This window comes from Caballeronia sp. GAFFF1, from assembly GCF_023630705.1.
Taxonomy (GTDB): Bacteria; Pseudomonadota; Gammaproteobacteria; order Burkholderiales; family Burkholderiaceae; genus Caballeronia.
Map to the genome: position 1 here is coordinate 68,098 of NZ_JALQEM010000031.1, position 26,144 is coordinate 94,241.

Consider the following 26,144-nt stretch of genomic DNA (forward strand, 5'->3'; position numbering starts at 1 on the left):
CATGCGGCCAACGACCGCCACACTCCTCGCCGGCGCGATGCTCGCGGCGGCCGCCCCCGGCGCGCACGCCGCGCAGCAGTGCGACTGGCCCGCGTATCGCCTTTTCGTCGAGCGTGTCGTGCAGGCCGACGGCCGCGTGATCGACCGCTCGACCGACACGCAGCAAACCACGTCCGAAGGCCAGTCGTATGCGATGTTTTTCGCGCTCGTCGCGAACGACCGCGCGACCTTCGACCGCGTGCTCAACTGGACGCGCACGAACCTCTCGGCCAATCATTTCGACGCGGCGAGCCTGCGCCTGCCCGCATGGCAATGGGGCAAGCGGCAGGACGGATCGTTCGGCGTGATGGACGCGAACTCTGCTTCGGACTCCGATGTGTGGATCGCCTACGACTTGTTTCAGGCGGGGCGTCTCTGGAAGGAGCCGGCGTACACGAAGCTCGCCTACGCGCTCGCGACGCAGATCGTGAAGCAGGAAGTCGCCGATCTGCCGGGACTCGGTCCCATGTTGCTGCCGGGTCCGCAAGGCTTTCGCACCGGCCAGGTCACGCGTCTGAATCCGAGCTATCTGCCGTTGCCGGTTTTGCGCGGCCTCGCGCAGGAGATGCCGGACGGCCCGTGGACGAAGCTCGCGCAGAACGCCGCGAAGATGATTAGGATCACCTCGCCGCGCGGCTATGCGCCCGATTGGGCGGCGTATCAGGCAAGCGCGAACGGCCAGTTCGTCGTCGATCCGAAGAACGGCGATGTCGGCAGCTATGACGCGATCCGCGTGTATCTGTGGGCCGGCATGGCGTCGCCGAGCGACCCGCTCGCGCGTCCGTGGCTCGACGCGCTCGGCGGCATGCGCGCGAGCATCGCGCAAACGGGCTTTCCGCCCGAGAAGGTCTCGACCATGAGCGGCGCGGCAAGCGGCGAAGGCCCGCTCTCGTACTGGGGCGCGCTCGCTCCGTACTTGAAGGCGCTGAACGACGAACGCGGCCTCGGCCTCGCGCGCGCGCGTCTCGAAGCGCTGGCCGCGCCGCCCGTCGCGGGCCGCGAGCCGGTCTACTACGACCGCGTGCTCGGGCTTTTCGGCGGCGGTTTCATCGACGGGCGTTTTCGCTTCGATGACTTGGGCCGCCTCGTGCCGACGTGGAGAAGCGCATGCTGATCCCGACTCGCAAGCGCATGATCGCGGCGCTCTTGTGCGCCGCGCCGGCGATGGCCTGGGCGCAGGCCGCGACGACCGATCCGCTCACGGTGCTCATCGATCAGGGCAAGTACTGGCAGTCGCACCGGCGCGGAGACCTTGCGGAACAGGCGTGGCAGAAAGTGCTGCGCGTCAATCCGCAGCAGCCGGACGCGCTCTTCGGCATGGGCATGGTGCTCGCGGATCGCAAGGACGGCAGCGGCGCGCAGCAGTATCTCGCGCAGTTGCGTCAGGTCGCGCCGAACTATCCGAATATCGACGAACTTGGCCGGCGTCTCGGCGAAACCAGTTCGCGCGATCAGACCGTGAACGACGCGCGGCGTCTCGCGCAAAGCGGACAGAGCGCGTCGGCCGTGCAGGAATACAAGCGCGCGATCGACGGCAAGCCCGCGACGCCCGCGTTGCAACTCGAGTATTACCAGGCGGTCGCCGCCACGCCGCAAGGCTGGGACGAAGCGCGCCGCGGCCTCGAACAACTGGCGCGTCAGAATCCGGACGATCCGCGCTATCAGCTCGCGTATGCGCAGCATCTGACGTATCGCGATGCCACGCGGCGCGACGGCATCGCGCGGCTCGCGAAGCTGTCGGGCGACAGCGCGGTCGGCGCGGACGCGAAGAAAAGCTGGCGGCAGGCGCTCTTGTGGCTGGGCGCGCGGGCATCGGACGCGCCGCTTTATCAGGCGTATCTGCAAGTCTCGCCGGACGACGCCGCCGTGAAGGCCCGCTTCGATTCGATGGTGCAGCAGGACAAGTCCGCCCGCGAGCGCGCCCAAGCCGACGCCGCCGTCGATGCGCGCGGCCGCACCGTCGCGGACGGTTTCGCCGCGCTGGATCACGGCGATCTCGCGGCGGCGCGCGCGCGCTTTTCGTCGGTGCTCGCGAGCAATCCTAACGACGCCGACGCGCTCGGCGGCATGGGCGTCGCAGCGCTGAAGCAGGAGCGTTTCGCCGAGGCCCGCACGTATCTCGAACGCGCGTCGCGGGCCGGCAACCCGGCGCGCTGGAAAGACGCGCTCACGAGCGCGACGTACTGGACATACACGAGCGACGCCATCGGTGCGCGCAGCAACGGCCAGATCGCGCAGGCCAAGGCGCTATTCGAGCGCGCCATCGCAATCGATCCGTCCGACGTCACGGCGCAAGTGCTGCTCGGCGAGATGCTGCTTACCAACGGCGATCCGCGCGGCGCGGAAGCCGCGTATCGCATGGCGCTGCGCCGTCAGGCCGACAACCCGGATGCGATCCGCGGGCTCGTCGGCGCGCTGGCCGCGCAGGGCCGCGGCGACGAGGCGCTCGCCTTCGCCAACAAGCTCAACACGGAGCAGCAGGCGAAAGCCGGCGGCATCAACACGCTGCGCGGCCAGGCGCAGGCCGCGCAGGCGCGGGCCGCCGAAGCGCGGGGCGATCTCGGCGCGGCGCGCAGTCTCTTCGAAGACGCGCTGCTCAACATGCCGGACGACCCGTGGCTGCGGCTCGACCTCGCGCGCATCTACGTGCGTCAGGGCGCGGTGGGCAATGCGCGCAGCATGATGGACGGCCTGCTCGCGACGCACCCCGACATGACCGACGCGCTCTACGCGAGCGCGCTCCTTTCCGCCGAGACGCAGGACTGGTCGGCCGGTCTCGCGCAACTGGACCGCGTTCCGCAGGCGAAGCGCACGTCCGCGATGACGGCGTTGCAGCATCGCTTGTGGGTGCATCAGCAGGCGGAACTCGCGACGCGCGCGGCCGCTGCGGGCCAGAACCCGCAGGCGTTCGCGATTCTGCGCCGCGCCGAGCCTGTCGCGGCGGGCAACGCGGAGCTCATGGGCGCGATTGCCTCGGCGTATGTGAACGCGGGCGATCCGACGCGCGCGCTGTCGCTGATACGCGGCGCGATCGCGAATGTGCCGAGTGATATCGGCTTGCAACTGCAATACGCGGGCATTTTGTCCGCGACGCATCAGGATGCCGAACTCGGCTCCGTCATGCGGCGTCTTTCCGCGACGCAGCTCACCACGCAGCAGCGTCGGGACTTCGACAATCTGAACCTGGGAATCGTGATCGCGCAGGCGGACGGGGTGCGCAGGCAAGGCGACCTCGCCGCCGCTTACGACGTGATCTCGCCGTGGCTCGCCGCGATGCCCGACAATCCCGACCTGCAGGCGGCGCTCGGCCGCATGTACACCTCGGCGGGCGATGACCGCAATGCGTTGTCGTGTTACCGCGCGGCGCTCTCGCGCCGTCCCGACGACGTGGGCTTGCAGACGGCGGCGATGTCGGCGGCCAGCGGCGTGCGCGATTTCAAGCTGGCCGAATCGCTTGCGAAGCAGGCGTACGAGGCCGCGCCGAACGATCCGGGCGTGCTCGCGGGCATCGGCCGGATGTACCGCGCAGAAGGCAAGCTGGATCTCGCCGCGCAGTTCCTGCAACGCTCGCTCGTCGCCGCCGATACGCCTGCGCTGGCGAACGCGTCCGGTCAAAGCAGCCGCGTGCCGCGCGACTGGCAGACCGCGATGCAACGCATCGGGTCGATGCCGCTGCCCGGCACCAATCCGTTCGAAGGCAAGACTGCGGTCGATACGGCTGCGGCGTCGCTTTCATCGTCGAGTGCGAATAACGCGGGCGCGTATCGGCCCGTCACCCTACCGAACAATCAGCAAGCCGTGCCGTCCTATCCGCCACCCAGTCTGCCTGGTGCAGCGCCTTATTCTGTGCCTTATTCCGTGCCTTATTCCGCGCCCTCGATAACGCCGGGCGCGCCGCGCGCGGCCGCGAGCGGCGGTTATGGCGGTGCAGCCGATGGGACGGGGCAAGCGGGCGGTCGGGCTGTGCGCGGCGGCTATGGTGGCGATGGTTATGGGCCGGCGCAGGCGGGCGGTTATGGCGGTGCTTCGGATGCAACCGAGCAAGCGGGTAGTCGACGCGAGTTCGGCGGCTATGGCGGCGATGCTTCTGGGTCGGCACAGTCGGGCGGTTACGGCGGCGCTTCGGATGGCACGGGGCAAGCGGGCAGTCGGCGCGAACCTGGCGGCTATAGTGCCGATGCTTTCGGAAAGGCGCAATCAGACGGTTACGGCGGTGCTTCCGATGCTACCGAGCAAGCGGGCGGTCGGCGCGAGTTCGGCGGCTATGGTGGCGATGCCTACGGCTCGGCGCAATCAGGCAGTCACTTTTCGCCGCGCGCACGAGCCGATGGCGCAGCGCCATCCGTCGCTTACTCGGCGCCGGCTCGTGCCGACGGCTACGGGCCGGACGGCTACCGCCCGGCGCAATCGGGCGTTTATGCCGCGCCGCCGGCACCGGCTTACGCTAACGGCTACGGTCCCGACCCTTACGGCGCGGCGCAATCGGGCGCGCCGCTTCAGCCGTATCCCGGACAGGATGCGAACGGTTATCCCGCGCGGGGCTATCAGCCGTATCCGCAACAGCAGCCGTATGCGCAGCAGGCTCCGGCTTACCCGCCCGTATCGGACGGTTACGACAGTTCGCCCTGGCCGATGTCCCCCGCCGCCCGCGATGCTCAGGCCAACGCCTACGCACCGCAACCCGCGGCGAGCGTGCCGGCCGGCAAACGCACGGCGACGCGCAATAGCACCGCGCAGAAGGCGCGTCCGGCAGATCCGTACGCGTACGGGCAGCAGGCTTATCAGCAGCAGCCTTACCAACAACAGCCTTACCAGCAACAGCCTTTCGCGCAGCAGCCGCATCCGCAGCAGCCGTATCCCCAACAGCCGTATCCGCAGCAGCCGTATCCCCAACAGCCGTATCCGCAGCAGCCGTATCCGCAACAACAATACGCGCCGCAGCCCTACGCTCAGCAGCCGTACATCCCGCAGCCGCCCGCCGGCTATGCGCAGCCGTACTACTCGGCGCAGCCGCAAGGCGCGCTGCGCGCGGCGACAGCGGCATCGATGAGCGCATCGGGCTTGCCGGCGCCGGCCGCGAACCCTCAAACCGCGGGCGTCGCGGAAGAACTGGCGGCGATCAACCGCGAACAGGCCAGCACCATCACCGGCGGCGTGCTGTTTCGCAATCGCGATGGCGAGAACGGCCTGTCGAACCTTACCGACATCGAAGCGCCCATCGAAGGCCGCATCAAGGCGGGCAACGGCCATATCGTGCTGCGCGCCACGCCCGTCACGCTCGATGCCGGCACCGCGAGCGGCACCAACAACACGCTCGCGCGATTCGGCGCGGGCGCGAGCAACAATCCGAGCACGACGACGAACATCGTCAACCTGACCAACGACTTCGGCTCGCAGACCGCAACGGGCGTCGGCCTGTCCGTCGGCTATGAAAACCGCAACATCCAGGCCGATGTCGGCACGACGCCGCTCGGCTTTCGCGAAACCAACGTCGTCGGCGGACTGCAATATCAGAACGCCATCACGGACAAGGTGTCGTACTCGCTCGCCGTCGCGCGACGCGCCGTTACCGACAGCCTCCTGTCCTACGCCGGCGCGCGCGATGCAGGCGCGGGTCTCGAATGGGGCGGCGTCACTTCGAGCGGCGCGCGCGCCGCGCTCGGCTGGGACGACAGCACGAACGGCGTCTACGTGAACGCGGCATACCAGTTTCTCGACGGCAAGCACGTTGCGACGAACAGCGCTGTGAAGGGCGGCGGCGGCATCTATACGCGTCTCATCAAGGATGCGGACCAGACGCTCACCGTGGGCGCGAACACCACGCTGATGCACTACGACAAGAACCTCTCGTACTTCACATACGGGCAGGGCGGTTACTTCAGCCCGCAGCAGTATGTGATCCTGAATTTTCCGGTCGAATACATGGGACGACTGGGAATGTTCAGCTACGACGTGAAGGGATCGATCGGCGTGCAGCATTACCGGCAGGATGCGTCGAACTACTTCCCGACCGACAGCACGCGTCAGTCCGCAGCCGCCAGTTCCCCGCTCAGTCCCGACGCGGGCGCCGTCTACCCGGGGTCGAGCAAGACGGGCGTTTCATACTCGCTCAACGCTACCGGCGAATATCAGCTCGCGCCGCAACTCGCGTTCGGCGCGACGGCATCGTTCGGCAACGCGTATCAGTATCGCGAATGGCTCGCCGCCGTGTATGTCCGCTATAGCTTTACGCGTCAGGGCAGCACACAGGCAGTGTTTCCGCCGCAGGCGTTCAGTTCGCCGTATTTGTCGCTGGCGAATTGAGGGGTTGCAGCGACGTGCGGGAGAGCGGGTTCAGCGCGGTGCGCTACCCGCCCCGCTATTCAACTTCCCCGTCGTCGCTGTCCGCGGTCTTCGCATCGCGCTCATGGCTCATCGCAGCGTTAGCGAGCGTCGCCGCCACGACGGGCGCTTTCTCCTTTCGCTCGCTATAACGATCCGTCAGGTAATCGGTGCGGTCGCGCACGAGCAGCGTGAACTTGTACAACTCCTCCATGACATCCACGACGCGGTCATAGTACGACGACGGCTTCATGCGCCCGTTCGCATCGAACTCCTGGTACGCCTTCGCCACCGACGACTGGTTCGGGATCGTCACCATGCGCATCCAGCGGCCCAGCACGCGCAGCGCGTTGACCGCATTGAACGACTGCGATCCGCCGCAGACCTGCATCACGGCGAGCGTGCGGCCCTGCGTCGGACGGACGCCGCCGAGTTCGAGCGGCAGCCAGTCGATCTGATTCTTGAATACGGCAGTCAGCGTGCCGTGGCGCTCGGGACTGCACCAGACTTGTCCCTCCGACCACTCCGACAGCTTGCGAAGCTCGACGACCTTCGGATGTTCGGCTGGAACGCTGTCGGCAATCGGCAAGTCACGCGGATCGAAGACCTTCGTTTCGGCGCCGAAGTGCCGGAGAATCCGCTCGGCTTCGAGCGTCAACAAGCGACTGTACGACGTGGGGCGCAGCGAGCCATAGAGCAGCAGGATGCGCGGCGCGTGCGTCGAGACAGCGCGCGGCGCGAGCTTGTCGAGGTCCGGCGTGTCCAGTAACGGCAGCGTGACGTTGGGCAAGTCGGAAGGCATCAGCGGGTGCTCCGGCCGTTGGTTAGCGTCGCTCATCGATTGTTGTCCTCAGCCTGAGCGCGCATCATACCAGCGCTGCCTCGGCTGACGACGCCTACGACGAACACCACGACCGGCAGTTCGATCAGCATTCCCACGATCGTTGAGGCTTACCCGCGCCAAGGTAAGCCGCGCTCACGTCGCATTGTTGCGAAGCGGACGCCATCCCCATACGTTCACTTCGCGCCCAGCAGATGCGGAAGGAACTGCGGGATGTGCGGAAAGAAGATGATCAGCAGAAGGTCGACGACCAGCGCGAAGATAAACGGAAGAATCGCGCGCGTCGCCTTCTCCACCGACACGCCGCCTATGGACGCCGCCGTGAACAGGCAGAAACCGATCGGCGGCAGATTGATGCCGATGGCCGAGTTGATGAGCACGATCACGCCGAACACGATCGGATCGATATGCATCTGCACGACGAGCGGCAAGAACACCGGAATCACCACCGCGATGCTCGAAATGGTTTCAAGCACGGTATGCGCCGCGATGAGGAACAGGTTGATCAGGATCAGCAGCACGATGGCGCTCGTGGTGATCGCGAGGAAACTGTTCGCCACGTGCAGCGGAATCTGCGCTTCGATCAGATATCGCCCGAGCACGAACGCAAGCCCGAGCAGAAACGATACGCGCGTGGTGTTCACCGAAGTCCGCACCAATATGTCCTTGAAATGCGAGAGCTTGAGCGTACGGAAAATGAACGCGCTCACCAAGGTCACATAGACTGCTGCGACGACTCCCGCCTCGACCGGGGTGAAAATGCCGCCGAGGATGCCGCCCAGAATGATCACCGGCGTGAGCAGCGCCCAGAATGCCTCGCGGAACGTCGTCCATAGCTTGCGCGCATCGAACGGCTCGACCGCGCTGTAGTCATTCTTAACGGCCGTCACGTAATTGACGATCATGAACGACGCGACCACGAGCAGCATCGGCAAGATGCCCGCGATGAACATGGTGCCCACCGAAACGTTCGCCGTGTACGCATAGACCAGCATGCTCATCGACACCGGCGACAGCAGCCCGAGCGATCCCGCCGCCGATTGCAGCGCCACCGCGAATGCACGGTTATAGCCCTTCTTGACCATGCCGGGAATCATCACGGAGCCGATCGCGGCAGTGTCCGCCGTCGCCGAGCCGGACAAGTCCGCGAAGAACATGCTCGCGACGATCGTCACTTGACCGATGCCGCCGCGCATGAAGCCCACGAGCGCTTGCGAGAACTCGATGATGCGCTTCGACACGCCGCCCGCGTCCATGATCGCACCCGTCAACATGAAGAACGGTATGGCGAGCAGGCCCACGTTGTTGAGGTTCGAGAACAGTTGCTGCGGAATGACGAGCAGCGGCGTGCCGTTGATCGACAGCGCGATGGTCGCCGCTATGCCGATGCAGATGGCCACCGGCACGCCCAACCCTAGTAGCCCTGCTCCAAAAGCAATTGCCCACATGATGTTTATCCTAGAGATGTTCGGACACGCCTTCGATCAGCGCGGCATCGGTCTGCGCCTGTGGCGCGAGATGCGATACGACGATGCGCACGAGCGAGTGAAACGCGAGCAGCGCGCCGCACACGGGGATCGAAAGATACGGATACACCATCGAAATCGGAATGGACGCGGCGGTTTCGGTGCCCATCAGCGCGAGCATGTCGGTGCCGTACAGCACGAACACCGCGCCGAGTGCGAGAATCGCGCAGTCCGTGAAGTCCTTGAGCAGCGGCGCGATGGCAGCAGGCATGCGGTCCGCCAGCACGCGCACTTCCGGATGCGCGCGCAACTTCACGCCGGCTGCGGCGCCCAGACACGTCAGCCACACGAAAAGATAAGCCGACACTTCGTCCGACCACGACAGTGAATCGTGCAGCACGAAGCGAAAGAACACCCCGAGTCCGGCCACGATCACCGCCGCGAGCAGCAGGCAGCTACAGACAAACAGATTGATCTTGAGCACGATGTCGTCGACGAACATCAAGCCGCGAGCGAGCTTTTCCATGCGTGTCACCTCCGATGCCGGGTTGGACCCACGGCCGTCGTTCGCATCGTTCATTTCGACGCGACCGCCGACGCTTGCTTGGCCGTATTGATCTCCTGATACAGCGCCGGGCCGTCCGGAATCTTCGCGATCAGTTCTTCGCGCGCAGACTTCGTCGCTTGCGCCCACGGTGCCGTGTCGACCGTCGTGACGTGGATGCCCTTGGACTTCATCGCGGCGATAGCGGCGTCGTATTCGCGCTTGTATTCCTTCAAGTCGTAGTCCGCCGCGATCTTCGCAGACTCCTGAAACGCCTTTTGGTCCGCGGGCGAGAGTTTGTCCCATGAGGCCTTGCTCATCGCCAGCACGACCGGCAGATAGTTCACGTGCGTGACATAGAAATGCTTGGCGACATCCGAGAACTTGTCTTGTACGAACTGTTCCGGCGAAGTGTCGGCGCCATCGACGAGACCTTGCGAAAGTGCGAGGAACAACTGGTTATAGGCGAGCGGTGTCGGATTGGCGCCGAGCGCCTTGTAGCCCGCGATATAGCCGGGGCTCTGCATCACGCGCACCTTGAGGTCCTTCATGTCCGCAAGCGAATTGACGGGGCGCTTGGTGGTGAACAGATTGCGTTCGCCCACCGCGAGCCACGTGAGGCCGATCATGTTCACGGGCTTCATCATGTCGAGATACTTGCGGCCGACGGGACCTTGCAGCACGGCGTTCGCTTCGTCCATGCTGGAGAAGAGGTACGGCATGTCGAAGATCTGCCACTGCTTGATCGTGTTGTCGATGGGCGCCTGCGCGGAAATCATCAGGTCCTGCGTACCGGTGCGCAACGCCTGCGTCATCTGTACTTCGCCGCCCAGCTGCGATTGCGGGAACAGCTGTATTTCGACATGCCCATGCGTGCGCGCCGCGACTTCCTTGGCGAACACCTGCGCCGTGAGTTGATAGTGATTGTCGGGCGCAAGCGTGTGGCCCAGTTTCATCACGACCTTGTCTTGCGCGATAGCGCCCGTCGATGCAGATACGCACACTGCGGCAAGCACCGCGCTCATCGCCACGCGCAGCATGCTCTGCGCTCTGGAAAGCGAACTCATGTTGTCTCCTTGCTCGATATGGACACCGCCTTGCCCATGCCTCGCATCGGCAGATTGCCGTCTTGCGACGTGCCTGTAGGCCAGCGGGTTGTCGCAAGTATTTGTGATCGCAGCGATGGTGCGTTAGGACCAGTTTTCAAATTTCTTGGACTTTTTTACGGTGCTGTCCTGCGTGATCCCGCGCGCTGCAAAAAAGTCCAAAAGATTGCGTGAACCGTCCTACCGGTCGCAGGCGGGCTCTCATTAAAGTGGGTTCCACCCTAAAGGCACGGTGTTAGAACGCATCGCACCGTATTCACGCAACCGACCACGACCCATCACGACATGGCCAAACGTCCTCATATGGATTGCTATGCAATCGGCGACACAGCCGATTTTGCGAAAACCGTTTCCGAATACGACATCTACGGCTTTGCCGGCATCGTCGGCGACTTTTACGCCGTGCATCTGAACGAGGAATATGCGAAAGGCACGCGCTTCGAGCGGCGCATCGCGCAAGGCTGCTTGTCGGTCGGGTTTCTCTCGACCGTCATGGGCCATATGGCGCAGAAGGCGCCTAGCCCCGGCGCGGTGTCGTATCGCTATGACATCACGTTCAATGCACCGGTATTCATTGGCGATACCGTGACTGCTCGTCTGACGCTCGAAGAGAAGGACGAGGAACGCAACGTCTGCGTGTTCGCCGCCGATGTGACGCGCCAGGACGGCGTCGTCGTGGCATCCGGCAAGACCTATCTCAAAGTGCTGTGAAACCATGCAGAAAAGCCCGCTTCCCGTCTTTTCCACGCAGCACGGCAGCCTGCGTCTTTTGACACTCAATCGCGCCGACAAGCTCAACGCATTCACGCCCGAGATGCTGGTTTCGCTTTCTGCCAGCATCGAAGAAGCCCTCGCCGACGAAGCGACGCGCGTTATCGCGATCACAGGCAGCGGCGCCAAAGCCTTCGCCGCGGGCAACGATATCGAGCGCCTCGTCTCTCTCGATGGCGTCGCCGCCTATCGCGACATGGTGGCCGGCCAGCGCGCCCTTCTGCGCCTGCACGACTGCGCGAAGCCGACCATCGCGATGGTCAACGGCTATGCGCTCGGCGGCGGCTTCGAACTCGCGCTTGCATGCGACTTCATCGTGGCCTCGACGAACGCGAGCTTCGCGTTCCCGGAAATCACGCTCAACACGATGCCCGGCTGGGGCGGCACGCAACTCGCGGTCGCCAAGATGGGGCTCGCGTGCGCCAAACGCTTCGTCATGAGCGGCAGGCGCTTCTCCGCGCAGGAATGCGAGGCGTTCGGCTTCATTCACGGGGTAGCGGCTCCCGACGATCTCTTCGAGGCGGTGCAGTCTTTGGCCGCGACGCTCGCTTCCTACGATCCGTTCGCGGTGGAAATGTCCAAGCGGGCCCTGAACCGCGCGAACGAGTTGCCCTTGTCGGCGGGACTCGATTTCGAAGCCGCGCAATACGCGGTGAACTTCTCGAGCGAAGGCGCGCGGGCTGGGCTGCGGCAATTCCTGGAACGCCAGGCCGCGCGACGCACGGCCCGAACCCACCTTGCACCGGTCACGCCATGACGACAACGCTCAATCAACCTCACTGGCTCGGGGAACAGCACACGATGATTCGCGAAGCCGTGCGACGCTTCGCGGAAAATGAAGTCGCACCGCAATCGGAATCGCTATGGGAGCACGAGGCGTTTCCGTATGCGCTCTGGCGACATGCATGCGAACTCGGCTTCACCGGTTTGCCGTACCCGGAAGCGTTCGGCGGCGGCGGTGGCGACTGGCTCTCCTTCGTGATCGTGCTCGAAGAACTCGCCCGCGTGGATTGCGCCGTCGCCAATGCGCTGATGGCGAATTCGACGGTCGCGAGCCTATTGAACAACTACGGCACGACCGAACAGAAAGCGCGGTATCTGCGGCCCATTCTCGACGGCACGCAGATCGGTTCCATCGGTCTTTCCGAGCCAGACGCCGGTTCGGATGCGGCGAACATCGGCACGCGGGCGGTCTTCGACGGCGAGCAGTGGATCATCGACGGCGCGAAGACCTTCATCAGCAATTCGGGCACGGAGATAGGCGGGCCGACGGTGATCGCGGCAGCGACGGGCACGCGACCCGACGGCCGCAAGGAGATCTCCAATTTCATCGTGCCTCAGGGGACGCCAGGCTTCAGCAAGGGACGCAAGCTGCGCAAGATCGGCTGGCGCGCATCCATCACGCATGAACTGTTCTTCGACCGCTGCGCTATTCCGGCGAATCAGCTTCTAGGCGAACGCGGCGCGGGGCTGCGTCAGACATTGGCGCAGATTAGCACCGGTCGCATTCTCATCGGCGCGCTTGCACTAGGCATCTTGCAAGGGTCGCTGGAACGTTCGATGGCGTACATGAAAGAGCGGCGCGCGTTCGGGCGCGCCATCGCCGAGTTTCAGGGGCTTCAATTCAAGGTTGCCGACATGGCCACCGATGCCCATGCCGCGCGTCTCATGCTCTACGACGCCGCCGCGCTCAAGGATGCGGGCTTACCGTTCGACGCGCAGGCTTCGCAGGCCAAGCTCTTTGCCACCGAACACGCGATGAAGGCCGCGCATCAGGCGGTGCAGATTCATGGCGGATACGGCGTGATGGCCGAGTTCGCGGTCGCCCGCGCATTTGGCGATGCCAAGGTGCTCGAGATCGTGGAAGGTACATCGGAAATACAACGCATGATCATTGCGCGCACGCTGCTCGCGTGAACGCGCTTCGGAACCGAGGGGAACGTTATGCTGGAAGGCATCAAGGTACTGAGCTTCACGCATTTCTTGCAAGGGCCCGCCGCCGTGCAGATGCTGGCCGACGTGGGCGCGGATGTCATCAAGATCGAGCCGCCGGGCGGCGCATTCGAACGCGGCTGGACCGGCGCGGATGCCTTCGTCGAAGGCGTGAGCGTGTTTTTTCTGCTCGGCAACCGCAATCAACGGAGCATCTCGCTCGATCTGCGGGAGGAATCCGCACGCGAGATCGTGTGGCGTCTGATCCGCGAAGCGGATGTGCTCATCGAAAACTATCGGCCCGGCGTGCTGGACAAGATGGGCTTCGGCTACGCACAGGTGCATGAGGTCAATTCTCGCCTCGTCTACTGCTCATGCACGGGATATGGTTCGTCCGGCCCATATCTGAAGCGTCCGGGGCAGGACCTGCTGCTTCAGGCGATGAGCGGCATGACCATGCTCTCCGGCGATGCCGAGTCGCCACCGACGCCGGTCGGCTCGGCGATCGTCGATCAGCATGCCGCCGCGCTGGCCGCATTCGGCGTGGTGGCCGCGTTGCAGGCGCGCGAGCGTACCGGCGTGGGCACGCGAGTGGAGAGTAATCTGCTCAACGCCGCGCTCGATCTGCAGATCGAGCCCTTCACGTACTACATGAACAAGGGGCCGCTCTGGGCGCGCACGCATCCGCCGACCGGCAGCCGGTTTCATCCGGCGCCCTATGGCGTGTACCAGACGCGCGACGGCTACATCGCGATGTCGCTCACGCCTGTACAGAAACTCGCGAGCGCGTTGGCGTGTCCCGCCCTTGCGGAGTTCACGCATCCGAAGGATAACGTCCGGCGCCGCGAGGAAATCAATGGCCTTGTCTACGACACGCTCAAGACGCGCACTACGGCCGAGTGGATGCATACCTTCGAGGAACACGACATCTGGTTCGCGCCCGTCAACGACTACGAACAGGTCGAGCACGACCCGCAGGTTTTGCACAATCAGATGATCGTATCGTTCGAGCATGAGCAGGCGGGGCCCGTGCGCGTGCTCGCGCATCCTGTCCGCTATGACGGCGAGACGCCACCCTTGCGCCGTCATCCGCCGAAACAGGGACAACATACCCGCGAAGTGCTCGCGGAACTGGGTTACACACCGCAAGAGATCGACGCCTATGTCGAGGGCGGTGTTGCGTTGACATCGAGGAGAGAAGCATGAGCGCACAACCGAACAACTGGCCGGCGCTCCTGCGCTTCGAGGATGTCGACATCGGCCGCACGCAGGTGATCGTGCATACGGTGACAGAAGCTGAAGTGAACGCATTTGGACGTCTGTCCGGCGACCTGAACCCGCTGCACATGGAAGATGCGTTTGCCGAGTGCTCGCCCTTCGGACGGCGCGTGGTGCATGGGCTTTTGACAGCGGCGCTCGTGTCCGCGGCTCATACGGAACTCACGGGCCCAGGCTTCGCTTATGTCGGGCAGGAGCTGCGCTTTCTCGGGCCGGTTTATATCGGCGACACGGTGACGATCAACGTGTGCGTCGTCGAGAAGAAGCCGGCAAAGCGTATCCTCGTTATGGATACGACCGTTCGAAACCAGCAAGGACGTGTGGTGCTGAGCGGGCTATCCGCGCTGAAGGAACTGCGCTTCAACCAGGCGTTGATGGCCCGCAATCTCGCCGCATGACCTCCGCACCGCACCTTGCATGGTGTAAATGCCAGTAACGTCGACGGTCACTGCACCGCTACACTTCGTGCAGTGGCCCGCGATTCTCGGGCAGGCTGGCAGGCGCGAGACATAGCGCCGCCAACAGGGAGGAGACAGTTGGATACCGCTTGTTGTTGTCACGTTCCGGTCATTAGGATCGAGGACTACGAATACGGCGCGCACGTCAAGACGCCGGACTTTCACCTCGCGCCAATCGAGGCGCTAAAATCGACGCTCGTCTATCCGCATCGCCACGACTTCTATCACGTAATGTGGGTAATCGCCGGCAGTGGCTCGCACGTGATCGATTCTGTGCGCTACGAAGTCCGTCCCAATACGCTGTACTTCATGACGCCGGGCCAGATTCACGATCTGGATCTCTCCGCGGATACGCTCGGTTATTCGATCAGCTTCTCGTCCGAGTTCTTCGCGTTTCGCGTACAGAACCGCCACACCGAAACCGAGGTACCCGTCTACAACTTCGAACAGCTCGGGGCGTGCCTGCATCTGAATGATGCGCAGGTCCGCGAACTCTCGCGCGTGATGGACGGAATCCGCGAAGAGTACCGCGATGAGCAAGTCGGCTACACCGACGCGATCTGGGCCTGGCTGCATGTGTTCCTGATCAAGGTGGCGCGCATGTGCGACGCCGCCGCCATGCGCGACGCCGCCGCCTCACGCAGCGTGCTGCTCTCGCGCCGCTTCAAGAGTTTGCTAGAGAAGCATTTTCGTTCGGTGAACGAAGCGTCCGACTATGCGCGCCTTCTGAACGTGACCGAACGGGCTCTCAACGAGGCAACACGGCAAGCACTAGGCAGCACCGCGCCCAAACTCATTCGGGAACGCGTGATGCTCGAGGCCAAGCGTTTGCTGCTTCATTCCGAAGTGAATGTGGCAGAGATCGCCTCCATGCTGTCTTTCGACGATCCCGCCTATTTCAGCCGCTGTTTTCGCAAGCACACAGGCCGCTCACCGATCGACTACCGGCGTAGCCTCGACAAGCTGCATATCTGATTCGTCATGCCCCGCCTGAGTGCGGAAATGTCCAACAGTTCACGCGTTTCATCCTAACGCCATCGCGCAGGCTCTTTTTAGAATCATCCTGCGCATGACGAACTCAAGGAGACACCGTGTCGAACGCAAAGAATCCGATGGCGCTGTCCGAAGAACAGATCAGGCTGTTTCGCGAAACGCTAGATAAGACTGCAAAGAAAGTGGCCGCCGACGAACTGACGTTCGGAGTCGAATTCCCGCAAGTCACCGGTCCCGACGGCCAATGGGTGCGTCTACCCGCCTCGCTTTCCGCCGGCTATGACGGTGACGCGTGGAGCCACGGCAACTGGTTCTGCGGCTTCTGGGTCGGGCTTCTGCTGACGTCGTATCTGCATACCGGTGAGGCGCGGTTCCTTGAATGGGCGCGTGCCCGCATGCTGCTCGTCGGGCAGCGAGCGCAAGACCCGAATACGCACGACATCGGCTTCATTTTCGATAGCAGCGCCGTGCCGGGGCATCACATCACCGGCGACGAATGGTTCGCGGAGTTGGCGCTCGAAGCCGCCGACAAGCTGCGCGCGCGCCTCGTGACGACTCGCGACGGCGCCTATCTCGCGTCATGGGGACCGCTGTCGGATCCGCGTGGCCGAAGCGCATCCGCAATCGACACAATGGCGAATTTGTCGCTGCTCTACTGGGCCGCGAATCATGCCGACGACGGCAGCTACCGGCAAGCGGCCGACGCCCACGCCGAGATGACTGCGCGCGCCTTCGTGCGCGATGACGACTCGACTTACCACGCCGTCGAATACGACGTGGAAAGCGGCATGCGCAAACGCGGCTATACATTTCAGGGCGCGTTCGACGAATCCGCGTGGAGCCGTGGTCAGGCATGGGCAATTTACGGTTACGTCAACTCTGCGCGCGAAACCGGCAAGCGCAAGTACCTCGACCTCGCCGAACGTCTTGCCGATTACTATCTGCGTCGCCTCGAGGGGCGTCAGGTGCCGCCGTGGGACTTCGACGCCAAAGGCCGCGATGCCGAAATCAAGGACACGGCGGCCGCTGCGGTGGTTGCATCGGCGTTGCTGGAAATGGCGCGTCTGCATCCGGATACGCAGGTCGGCGCAAAGTGGCATCGCCATGGCACCGCGATGCTCGAAGCATTATGTCGCGAAGAATTCACGAAGGACGGCCAACACGGCTTGCTACACAACTCGTGCTATTCGAAGCCCCATAACATCGGCGTGGATGGCGCGACCATGTTCGGCGATTTCTTTTTCGTCGAGGCGCTCTGCCGTGCCGTGCATCCGGGTAAACTGCGGCCGCTCGGTGACGCGCGCATTCCGCTCGCTTGACCTCCACGCGCTTCGCTTCAGAAGGCCGGCATGAAGCTGAGCGCGTACGCATCGAAGACGATTAGTCGAGCATGCGTCATCACACGGCCTTGTTCCCAGAACGTGTACACGCCTTTGCATACGCAGAACCAATGTTAGTAACAACAAGGCTCTTGCAACTTGCTTGCATCACTCCGCAATGCGCTTGAAGCTGGCGTAGTAATCGTCGGTGTAATAGCACTCGCTGGTCTGTCTTCGCGCGCCGCCGCATACGATGCGGCGTTGCCCGCGATCCGTCGCACCCGGCGTGCGGACGGTGTAGGCGTGGTAGTAGCCGCGCGGCTGCTGGGGCAGCAGACCCGCGCTATTGCGGAACAGGACGCCGTCGTCCCGATACGGGAAAGGGCCGCCCGCCTTGATCAGACGCAGTGTGTCGGCGGCTTCCCCCGGCAGTTGCGCCCGGGCGACGGAAGGTAACGCACCGCGCTCTTGCGCGCCCGATGCGGCCGATATGCCGCTTGCCGCGCTCGCCTGCGAAGACGCCTGACTCGCGGCTGCGCCCGCTTCCTGATTCGCGTCCTTCGAGCCGCTCTTGTTGCATCCGCCCAGCACCGCGCTCAAGGCGAACAGGCAGGGGTAGATCCATGCGCGCTTGACCAAGCCGTTGTCTCCGGTTGACTTGCATTCGACTATCGCCAACGGTTCCAGCATATCGCTAGTGGCGAGGGGCATCAATGCGAGGCGCGCAATTGTTTCGACACTCCATTCGTCCTGTGGAATCGTCGCGGCATGCGGAGAAAATCGCGATACGCTGGCACAATCGACGAGACTACAAGGAGTCCGCCCATGCTGTCCAAAGAAACCAGTTACGAAGCCGCGGTCGAAAGCTTTCACTGGGCCATTCCCGAGCACTACAACATCGGCGTGGACGTCTGCGACAAATGGGCCGCCTCCCGTCCCGACGACACCGCTTTGATCCACGAACATCGCGACGGCAGCATCGAGCGACTGACCTTCGCGGAGTTGCGAACCCAGAGCAATCGCGCCGCCAACTGCTTTCGGGCGCATGGCATCGTGCAAGGAAGCCGGGTTGCGATCCTGATCGCGCAATCGCCGCAGACGGCCATCGCGCATATCGCCGCGTTCAAACTCGGCGCGATCTCGGTGCCGCTCTTTGCGCTCTTCGGCGAGGAAGCGCTGGAGTTTCGCCTGCGCGACAGCGGAGCCAGCGTGCTCGTGACCGATGCCGCGGGCGCGCGAAAGATCGCAGGCATCCGTGACCGGTTGCCCGCGCTGCGCACGGTGTTCGTGACAGGCGCGCAGCCTGAAGCGAGCGGCGCAGTCGAGAACTTCGACACGGCGCTCGCCTCGCAAATCGACACCTTCGAGCCCGTGGCGACAAGAGCCGATGACCCCGCCGTCATCATCTATACGTCCGGCACCACCGGCAAGCCGAAGGGCGCGTTGCATGCGCAGCGCGTGCTGCTCGGCCATCTGCCGGGCGTCGAGATGTCGCATGGCGGGTCGATCAGTCAGACCGACACGTTCTGGACGCCCGCGGACTGGGCATGGATCGGCGGCCTGCTCGATGTTCTTCTGCCCGCGCTGCACCACGGCGCGACAGTTGTCTCGCATCGCTTCGACAAGTTCAGTGCAAGCGCGGCGTTCGACCTGATGAGCCGTCACGGCGTGACGCACGTATTCCTCCCGCCGACGGCCCTCAAGATGCTGCGTACCGAAAAGACGCCGCGCGAGCGATGGAATCTGCGGCTGCGCTCCGTCGCGAGCGGAGGCGAATCGTTAGGCACCGAGCTTCTGACCTGGGGCCGCGAAGCACTCGGCATCACCATCAACGAGTTCTACGGTCAGACCGAATGCAACATGGTCGTCTCCTCATGCGGCAACTGGTTTCCGGCCCGGCCTGGCGCAATCGGACGCGCGGCGCCGGGGCACGACGTGCGCGTGGTGAACGACCGCGGCGTCGTGCAGCCGGTCGATGAGATCGGCAACATCGCGATCAGGGCGCCGGACCCCGTCATGTTCCTGGGCTACTGGAACAATCCTGCGGCGACAGCTGAGAAGTTCGCGGGCGACTACCTGCTCACGGGCGACCTCGGCCGCATGGACAGCGACGGTTTCATCCACTACGTGGGCCGCAACGACGACGTCATCACGAGCGCGGGCTATCGCATCGGGCCGGGACCCATCGAAGATTGCCTGCTGGGGCATCCCGCCGTTCGGCTCGTGGCGGTCGTAGGCGTGCCGGATGCAGACCGGACCGAGATCGTCAAAGCGTGCGTCGTCTTGAGCGACGGCTTCTCACCCAGCGACGAACTGACTCGCGAACTGCAGGACCATGTACGCACGCGTCTGGCCGCGCACGAATATCCGCGCTTGATCGAATATCGTGAATCGCTCCCGATGACATCGACCGGAAAGCTCATCAGGCGCGAGTTGAGAAACACCTAGCGGTTCACGCGACGACGGCACGGTTCATAGGCGTTGGCGCACAGCTAAGCGCGGCGCGCCGCGCGCAGCCGCCTTTGCTTGCGGCGAAAGCCAGGCTGGTTCCGCGAGATGCGCAGCGAGAAAATCGGCAAGCGCCGTCACTCTCGCCGGACGCGCCCGCGCCGATGGCGTGACGAAATACAGCCCGCCTCGGGTCAGGTGCCAGTCGGCCAGGATCGCTTCCAGCCGTCCGTCGGCGAGATATTCGCCCGCGATGAACTCGGGCAGCTCCGCGATGGCGAGTCCATCGAGCAACGTCGGCAGTAGCGCATCCGAATTCGTGACGCGCAACGGGCCGACCGGCGTGACCGGTTCTTCATCGCCCGCGTCATTCACGAAGCGCCAGACTTCGGTGCCCGCGCGGTAGGCATACGAGAGGCACGGCCGGCCAATCAGGTCGCGCGGATGCGTCGGCCGGCCAAAGCGTTCAAGATAGGCCGGCGATGCGACGAGCAACTGCGAGACCGCGCACAGCCGCCTTGCCACGAGCGAGGAATCCGGCAAGGCGGCGATTCTGAGCGCCGCATCGAAGCCTTGCGCGACGATATCGACCGTCGCATCCGACAAGTGCAGGTCCAGCGATATGTCCGGAAAGGCGCGCAGAAACTTGGGCAGCAGCGGCGCGATCCAGCGCACGCCGAACGACATGGGCACGGCCACACGAATGAGCCCGCGCGGCTGCACCGACATCTCTCTCGCGGCGTTCTCGGCCTCCTCTGCTTGCCGATAAATGTCGCCGGCCTTCTCCGCGATAGTGCCGCCGAATTCCGTCAGCGCGAGCTGGCGCGACGTTCGGTTGAACAGCCGCGCGCCGAGCCGCTCCTCCAGCCTCGCCACGCCGCGCGACACCGTCGCGACCGACACGCCCATCGTCCGGGCCGCAGCCGCGAACGAGCCCTCCTCGGCCACCTTCGCGAACATCGCCAGTCCTTCGAAATCGGGGAGCTTCGTCATTTCATTCCTGCAATGATGGTTTGCAGGCCAGTCTATTTCGAAACGACGCGGGCGTCGATATTCTCCTCGCATCGCTCAACGAAAATGGATAGGGAAAGAATCATGGCACGCAAGCTCGAAGGCAAGATCGCTCTCGTTACCGGCGCAACCAGCGGCATCGGCCTCGCCACCGCCAAACGCTTCGCCGCGGAAGGCGCACACGTCTATATCACCGGCCGCCGTCAGGCCGAACTCGACGCGGCAGTCGCCGCGATCGACAACGCCACGGGCGTTCGCGTCGATTCGTCCGAGCTCGACCAGCTCGACGCGCTGTATGAGCAGATTCGCGGCGAAAAAGGCCGGCTCGACGTGCTGTTCGCCAACGCCGGCGGCGGCTCCATGTTGCCGCTCGGCGAGATCACCGAGGAGCACTATCACGACACGTTCGACCGCAATGTGAAGGGCACGCTCTTCACTGTGCAGAAGGCGCTGCCGCTGTTGTCGAAAGGCGCATCGGTGATTCTGACGGGCTCGACCGCAGGCAGCGAAGGCACGGCGGCATTCAGCGTGTATTCGGCGTCGAAGGCGGCGATCCGCAACTTCGCCCGCAGCTGGATTCTCGACCTGAAGGATCGCGGCATCCGCGTGAACACCATCAGCCCCGGCGCGACGAAGACGCCCGGTCTCGTCGACCTCGCGGGCCCAGATGCCGCGCAGCAGCAAGGCTTGCTGGACTATCTGGCGTCGCGCATCCCGATGGGCCGCGTCGGCGACCCGAACGAAATCGCCGCCGCAGCGCTCTTCCTCGCTTCGGACGATGCGAGCTTCGTCAACGGCGCCGAACTCTTTGTCGACGGCGGACAGGCGCAAGTGTAAGTGTGAGTGAGCGCGACGGCGCCGCCGTCGCGCTTCGCTCCACTATTCACTATCACTTCTCTAACGCGTGAAGCAGCCGCGTCAGGTTCTGCGGCTGAATGCGTATGATCCCGCCACGAGGACTGTCGATGTCGGCAATCAACGTGAGGGACAAGGAAATGGTCACGGGAAGAATCGTCATGAGCAGCACCGTGCGGCGCCTGCCTTTTGCGCCATAGCCCTGAACGGCGCATCCCAGGAGCGCGATCACGATCATCAAGACCCATACGCCTAACGGAATATGATTGATTCTGGCGGCTTCCGAATAGTCTTGGGAGTTGAGCGCGTCGTTCATGCCCGCCACCACGAGCGACCCGATAGGCGTCGGCTGAGCCTTCGCCACCTGCGCTGCCAGTTGCCACAACTCGGACTGAACCGCCGCCGTCTCGGCATCGAGACGGCTTCGCGCGTCTCGGTCGCGCGTCTGGAATTCGGTCAGTCGCAAGCGTGCATAACGGACCAATGCAGCCTTCATCATGGCGCCGATATGCGGATCGGCCAAATCGGCTCGCACGTATTCAGTGCCGATCGCATTCGCCTCGGCTTCTTCGAGCGTCTTTCGCTGGTCATAGCGGCTGACCGCCATCGACATGCTAAAACCGATCAGCAAGGCCAATAAAGTGAGAGTCGCTCCCTGTACGACATTGAAATCATCGCGTTCATCATCGCGCAGCGGCGCAATGCGGCGAAGAACGAATACACCGAACGCAATCGAGACGATGAACACGGCCAGCAGAACGACAAAGAGTAGTGCGGGGTGATCGACGAGTGACGCCATGCAATCTCTCCGTTCGGTCTTTATCCTGTCACTCGAAATCGCGTGAATACCGCGATGCGCGGGCTCATATGCTCGCTTGCCTCATTTCGCTTGAAAGCTAGTTATAGGCGTGAATTCGCGTGCATGCCAGGAGACGCTCGCGGAGAACGGCGCCCATTCTATGGTTTGGAATCCGCGTATCGCGAACAGCGCGCGACCCTTGCGGCGCAGCCGAAACGGCGGCGTTAATCAGCGTCTACAATCGAACGACCGCATCGCCCGATGAATGGACAAAGGCCGGCATCGCCTCAGGCAATCTGGCGACACCGGCGCATGGAGGCTAATGCCACTTCGCGTTCTTATGACGCCTGCGGCCGACCGCGTCCCATAGCTTCTTGGCTTGCTTCTGCACGGAGCCTGAATGATCCTCGTGATGAGGCTCCGCGTCGCCGGCGTGACCGACCGTGACGCCCCGCCTGGCGCGCCTGAACAGTTCGACGAATTTCATCGCGACCTCCTTCTGCGGCAAAAGCACCGCAAATAAAGTGTACTCGGCTACGAATGGCTTTGAAATGCGCGAACATGCGGTATCGGCCGACCGTGACTTCGAACGTGAAACAGCGATGCGCTACTATGACGCGTGGCGTATGACGCTGCGCCTCACGCTCCCGCATGCAGCACACGATGCTGTCCTTTCACGAACGCCCGTACACATTCAGGGGAAGCCAGTCGATGCGACGTGTCGTCTTCAATCAAAAGGGTGGCGTAGGCAAGTCCACTATCGTCTGTAATCTGGCGGCGATCAGCGCGTCGCGAGGTTCGCGCACGCTCGTCGTCGATCTGGACCCGCAAGGCAACGCGAGCCAGTATCTGCTCGGCGCCGCTGCGCACGACGCGCGTCCGAACCTCGCGAGCTTCTTCGAATCAGCGCTGAGTTACAGCTTTCGCGAACCCGCGTTCGACTCGTTCATTCATGCGACGCCGTTCGAGAATCTGGATATCGTGCCGTCGCATCCCAGCCTCGACACGCTGCAAAGCAAGCTGGAATCACGCTACAAAATCTACAAGCTGCGCGACGCGCTCAAGAGTCTGTCGAATTACGACGCCGTTTATATCGACACGCCGCCCGCTCTCAACTTCTTCACGCGCTCTGCGCTGATTGCCGTCGAACGCTGTCTCGTTCCGTTCGATTGCGACGACTTCTCGCGTCGCGCGCTGTACTCGGTGCTGGAGAACGTGCAGGAAATCCGGCACGACCACAATCCCGATCTGAAGGTCGAAGGCATCGTCATCAATCAGTTTCAGCCGCGCGCCAGTCTGCCGCAAAAGCTCGTCGATGAACTCCGCGCCGAAGACCTGCCCGTGCTCGCGTCGCACATTTCGTCGTCGGTGAAGATTCGCGAGAGCCACCAGCACGCGCGGCCGATGATCTATCTGGAACCGCGCCACAAGCTCGCGCAGGAATACGTCGCGCTGCACGACGAACTGAACGGCTGACGCGTTACGCCGGCAGCCGCGGGCTCACGCCGTATGCGGAACCGCCCCGGCGTGTTGCGCGGCGACCGATCCGACAAGGCCCTCTGCGCCGCCTCCCACGATCGGGAGCCCGAAAACCTGCTCGGGCGCGACAGGCTTGCTCAACAGATAGCCCTGCACGAAGTCGCATTGCGCGTCGCGCAGGAGCCGCAACTGCGGCGGATACTCCACGCCCTCGGCCGTCGCGGTCAGGCCGAGCGCATGCGAAAGCTGAATAATGCCGCGCACGATCTTGTGAATCGCAAAGTCACTCTCCAGGCGCGCGATGAACGAGCGGTCGATCTTGAGCGTATCGGGCGAGAAATCCGCAAGGTAACGCAAGCTCGAATAACCGGTTCCGAAATCGTCGATCGCGATGCGCACGCCCAGTTCCTTCAGCGCCCGCAGCGTGCGTTGCGCGAGCTCGGGGTTCTCCATCAATGCGCTCTCGGTCAGTTCGAGCTGGAGACTCGACGCCGGCAGCCCGTGCCGTTGCAGCGCGGTGTTGACAACATCGACGATCGCCGCGTCGCGCAACTGACGCGCGGAGACGTTGACCGACACGCCGAGCCCATGTGCGCCGCTTCGGCGCCACTGCGCAAGCTGCCGCAACGCCTCGTCCATCACCCACGCGCCGACCTCGTTGATAAAACCGCTTTCTTCGAGGATCGGAATGAACACGTCGGGCGGCACGAGCCCGTGCGCGGGATGCCGCCAGCGGATCAGCGCCTCGACGCTGCACATTTCGAGCGAATGCGGCTGATAAATCGGCTGGTAGTGCAGCACGAACTGCTTGGCGGCGAGCGCAGCGGGCACATCGCGCTCCAGTCTGAAATCGACGATCCGCCCCGTCGCGACCTGGTCGGCAAAGCGGAAGCCGTTGCGCCCGGCTTTCTTGGCCGCATACATCGCAATGTCGGCGCTCGTCAGCAGCGTTTCGTGGTCCGCGCCGTTCTCCGGGAACACTGAAATGCCGATGGATGCCGTGACGAAGGTGCCCGCGGGCGTCGGCTCGCCCGTCTGCCGCAACGCGCCGAGAATGCTTTTCGCGATGCCGGCGAGATGATCCTTGTCTTGCGCGTCGTCGATCAGCACGGCGAACTCGTCGCCGCCGAGCCGCGCGAGGAAAGCGCCCGCCGGCAGCGACGCCTGAATGTCCTCGCTCAGCGATTTGAGCAGCCGGTCGGCCGCCGTATGACCGAGCGTATCGTTGAGCACCTTGAAGCGGTCGAGATCCACGAACATCAACGCGAACGTCGTGTCCTGCCGGCAACGTTCCTCGATTCCGCGCACCAGCGCGCCGCGGTTGGCAAGCCCGGTGAGCGAATCGGTGTAGGCGAGCCGGTCCAGTTCGACGAGCCGTTCCTGCTCCGCCGTCACGTCCTCCGTGACGCCGATCACGCGCGCGACGTTTCCGGCTGCGTCGAGGATCGGATAGGCGGTGCTCTGCACCCAGCGGATCTCGCCGCCGTTCGCGCGAATGCGGTACTGCGTGCGCCCACCGACCGATGTCTCGGCGAGCCGCTGCATCGCCGCCTGAACGACCGGCCGGTCCTCGGGCAACACGACGTCCATCCAGGCTTCCGGGCGCTCGCGAAGCGTCGACGCGGAGAGGCCGAACACGGACGCGCAGCCCGCGCTGATGTGATGGAAATAGCTGAAGTCCGCGCTGTACGAGTAGAAACAGAGCCCGATATGCGCTTCCATTTCGGACATGAGGGCTTCTTTCGCCCGCAGGTCGGCGGCGAGTTCGGCTTCCTTCGTCACGTCGAGCGACGCGCACAGCACGCCGTAGATGCCGCCGCCGCTCTTTTCGACCGGTATGAGCCGCGATTGCCAGACCTTCGGCTCGCCGGCGGTCGTCGGGCACGTTCCCGTGAACGATGTCCGCGATCCTTGCAGCGCGCCTTCGAAGGCGTCGCGCGCGGCGATTGCTTCGCTGCCGCTCCAGAAGTCGAGCCAATCGGCGCCGGCCAGTTGATCGGGACCGGCAGCGCGCATGAGTTCGGCGCCGTACTCGGAGATGCGGAGCAGGCGGCCATTCGTGTCGAGCAGCTTCAGACATTCGCGATTGGCATCGAGTAGCGCCTTGGCAAGCGCCACGGTCGCGCGATGGCGCGCGGTCGTACGGAGCGCGCGGCGCAAGGCGAGCGTGCCGACGACGACGGCGGCCACCCCGCCGACGCACATCGCGCCGAGCGCCGAGACGGAGGCAAGCGCCAGATGCACGAGCGCGTACGCGCCCACGGCCGCAAGAAGAGGCGCGACGGCGTCACGCCAGGAGACGCCCGCGTGCTTCGCGCACGCATGCAGGAAGAACGACAGGAAACCCTGGTTCTGCGCGGAACCCTGGTTCGTTCGCGGCGCGCCGGTGGAGCCAGGGGCAGTTTGATGAGACATTGGCGTCACGAAGCGAGGGCTTGAATGTACGAGCGGCTGACGGGGCCGCGATAGAGATGACCTAGCTCT

Annotated in this window: 21 protein-coding genes; 12 read left to right on the forward strand and 9 right to left on the reverse strand. The window is 64.0% G+C overall.

Translation table 11 applies throughout. The annotated features are described in order from the left end of the window. The first annotated feature begins 1 nt into the window (after position 1). Positions 2-1,153: a cellulose synthase complex periplasmic endoglucanase BcsZ gene (gene bcsZ / locus NCR37_RS17190; protein ID WP_250474060.1), complete on the forward strand. Its 1,152-nt coding sequence runs from the start codon at positions 2-4 to the stop codon at positions 1,151-1,153. After that, positions 1,147-6,342, forward strand: coding sequence for a cellulose synthase subunit BcsC-related outer membrane protein (locus NCR37_RS17195; protein ID WP_250474061.1), 5,196 nt, complete (start codon positions 1,147-1,149; stop codon positions 6,340-6,342). Before bcsZ ends, NCR37_RS17195 begins: the two co-directional genes overlap by 7 nt. A gap of 55 nt (positions 6,343-6,397) precedes the next feature. On the opposite strand, the gene arsH is transcribed toward NCR37_RS17195, so the two are convergent. From arsH to NCR37_RS17215, 4 genes are all read right to left on the reverse strand, one after another. Then, the gene (arsH, locus tag NCR37_RS17200) at positions 6,398-7,162 is read right to left on the reverse strand and encodes an arsenical resistance protein ArsH (protein WP_250474240.1); all 765 of its coding nucleotides are present in this window, start codon (positions 7,160-7,162) and stop codon (positions 6,398-6,400) included. A gap of 215 nt (positions 7,163-7,377) precedes the next feature. Continuing rightward, complete coding sequence (locus NCR37_RS17205) at positions 7,378-8,649, reverse strand: TRAP transporter large permease (protein WP_248323096.1); 1,272 nt, start codon at positions 8,647-8,649, stop codon at positions 7,378-7,380. Between the two features lie 10 nt (positions 8,650-8,659). Beyond that, on the reverse strand, positions 8,660-9,193 hold the full coding sequence (locus NCR37_RS17210; protein WP_248323095.1) for a TRAP transporter small permease: 534 nt from the start codon (positions 9,191-9,193) through the stop codon (positions 8,660-8,662). Positions 9,194-9,243: 50 nt separating this feature from the next. Next, positions 9,244-10,278: a TRAP transporter substrate-binding protein gene (locus NCR37_RS17215; protein ID WP_250474062.1), complete on the reverse strand. Its 1,035-nt coding sequence runs from the start codon at positions 10,276-10,278 to the stop codon at positions 9,244-9,246. A 324-nt stretch (positions 10,279-10,602) separates the two neighbouring features. On the opposite strand from NCR37_RS17215, the gene NCR37_RS17220 reads away from it, so the two are divergent. The 7 genes from NCR37_RS17220 to NCR37_RS17250 all read left to right on the forward strand — a co-directional run bounded on the left by NCR37_RS17220 (position 10,603) and on the right by NCR37_RS17250 (position 17,068). Beyond that, a complete protein-coding gene (locus tag NCR37_RS17220; RefSeq protein WP_248323093.1) occupies positions 10,603-11,028 on the forward strand; it encodes a MaoC family dehydratase in 426 nt (141 codons plus the stop codon). A gap of 4 nt (positions 11,029-11,032) precedes the next feature. Beyond that, the gene (locus NCR37_RS17225) at positions 11,033-11,845 is read left to right on the forward strand and encodes an enoyl-CoA hydratase/isomerase family protein (RefSeq protein WP_250474063.1); all 813 of its coding nucleotides are present in this window, start codon (positions 11,033-11,035) and stop codon (positions 11,843-11,845) included. Further along, positions 11,842-13,005, forward strand: coding sequence for an acyl-CoA dehydrogenase family protein (locus NCR37_RS17230; RefSeq protein WP_250474064.1), 1,164 nt, complete (start codon positions 11,842-11,844; stop codon positions 13,003-13,005). The genes NCR37_RS17225 and NCR37_RS17230 overlap by 4 nt, the downstream gene beginning before the upstream one ends. Before the next feature lie 27 nt (positions 13,006-13,032). Then, a complete protein-coding gene (locus NCR37_RS17235; protein WP_250474065.1) occupies positions 13,033-14,226 on the forward strand; it encodes a CaiB/BaiF CoA transferase family protein in 1,194 nt (397 codons plus the stop codon). Beyond that, positions 14,223-14,696 carry a MaoC family dehydratase gene (locus NCR37_RS17240; protein WP_250474066.1) on the forward strand — a complete coding sequence of 158 codons (474 nt, stop codon included), beginning with the start codon at positions 14,223-14,225 and terminating at the stop codon, positions 14,694-14,696. Before NCR37_RS17235 ends, NCR37_RS17240 begins: the two co-directional genes overlap by 4 nt. A gap of 138 nt (positions 14,697-14,834) precedes the next feature. Beyond that, a complete protein-coding gene (locus tag NCR37_RS17245; protein ID WP_248323088.1) occupies positions 14,835-15,731 on the forward strand; it encodes a helix-turn-helix domain-containing protein in 897 nt (298 codons plus the stop codon). A 116-nt stretch (positions 15,732-15,847) separates the two neighbouring features. Next, positions 15,848-17,068 (forward strand): glycoside hydrolase family 88 protein, encoded by a 1,221-nt coding sequence (locus NCR37_RS17250; RefSeq protein ID WP_250474067.1) that lies wholly within the window; start codon positions 15,848-15,850, stop codon positions 17,066-17,068. 168 nt (positions 17,069-17,236) lie between these two features. On the opposite strand, the gene NCR37_RS17255 is transcribed toward NCR37_RS17250, so the two are convergent. Further along, on the reverse strand, positions 17,237-17,707 hold the full coding sequence (locus NCR37_RS17255; RefSeq protein WP_250474068.1) for a ribonuclease: 471 nt from the start codon (positions 17,705-17,707) through the stop codon (positions 17,237-17,239). 186 nt (positions 17,708-17,893) lie between these two features. Between NCR37_RS17255 and NCR37_RS17260 the strand changes: the two genes are divergently transcribed. Next, positions 17,894-19,516, forward strand: coding sequence for an acyl-CoA synthetase (locus tag NCR37_RS17260; RefSeq protein WP_250474069.1), 1,623 nt, complete (start codon positions 17,894-17,896; stop codon positions 19,514-19,516). A gap of 24 nt (positions 19,517-19,540) precedes the next feature. Here NCR37_RS17260 and NCR37_RS17265 read toward each other — a convergent pair whose 3' ends face one another. After that, positions 19,541-20,509 carry a LysR family transcriptional regulator gene (locus NCR37_RS17265; RefSeq protein WP_250474070.1) on the reverse strand — a complete coding sequence of 323 codons (969 nt, stop codon included), beginning with the start codon at positions 20,507-20,509 and terminating at the stop codon, positions 19,541-19,543. A 102-nt stretch (positions 20,510-20,611) separates the two neighbouring features. Here NCR37_RS17265 and NCR37_RS17270 point away from each other — a divergent pair, with 102 nt between their 5' ends. Continuing rightward, complete coding sequence (locus tag NCR37_RS17270; RefSeq protein ID WP_250474071.1) at positions 20,612-21,364, forward strand: SDR family NAD(P)-dependent oxidoreductase; 753 nt, start codon at positions 20,612-20,614, stop codon at positions 21,362-21,364. A gap of 52 nt (positions 21,365-21,416) precedes the next feature. On the opposite strand, the gene NCR37_RS17275 is transcribed toward NCR37_RS17270, so the two are convergent. Further along, on the reverse strand, positions 21,417-22,181 hold the full coding sequence (locus NCR37_RS17275) for a bestrophin-like domain (RefSeq protein WP_250474072.1): 765 nt from the start codon (positions 22,179-22,181) through the stop codon (positions 21,417-21,419). Positions 22,182-22,500: 319 nt separating this feature from the next. Beyond that, positions 22,501-22,668, reverse strand: coding sequence for a hypothetical protein (locus tag NCR37_RS17280; RefSeq protein ID WP_250474073.1), 168 nt, complete (start codon positions 22,666-22,668; stop codon positions 22,501-22,503). A 224-nt stretch (positions 22,669-22,892) separates the two neighbouring features. Here NCR37_RS17280 and NCR37_RS17285 point away from each other — a divergent pair, with 224 nt between their 5' ends. After that, a complete protein-coding gene (locus NCR37_RS17285; protein WP_250474074.1) occupies positions 22,893-23,657 on the forward strand; it encodes a ParA family protein in 765 nt (254 codons plus the stop codon). Between the two features lie 24 nt (positions 23,658-23,681). On the opposite strand, the gene NCR37_RS17290 is transcribed toward NCR37_RS17285, so the two are convergent. Continuing rightward, positions 23,682-26,075: a putative bifunctional diguanylate cyclase/phosphodiesterase gene (locus NCR37_RS17290; protein ID WP_250474075.1), complete on the reverse strand. Its 2,394-nt coding sequence runs from the start codon at positions 26,073-26,075 to the stop codon at positions 23,682-23,684. Positions 26,076-26,144 lie beyond the last annotated feature (69 nt).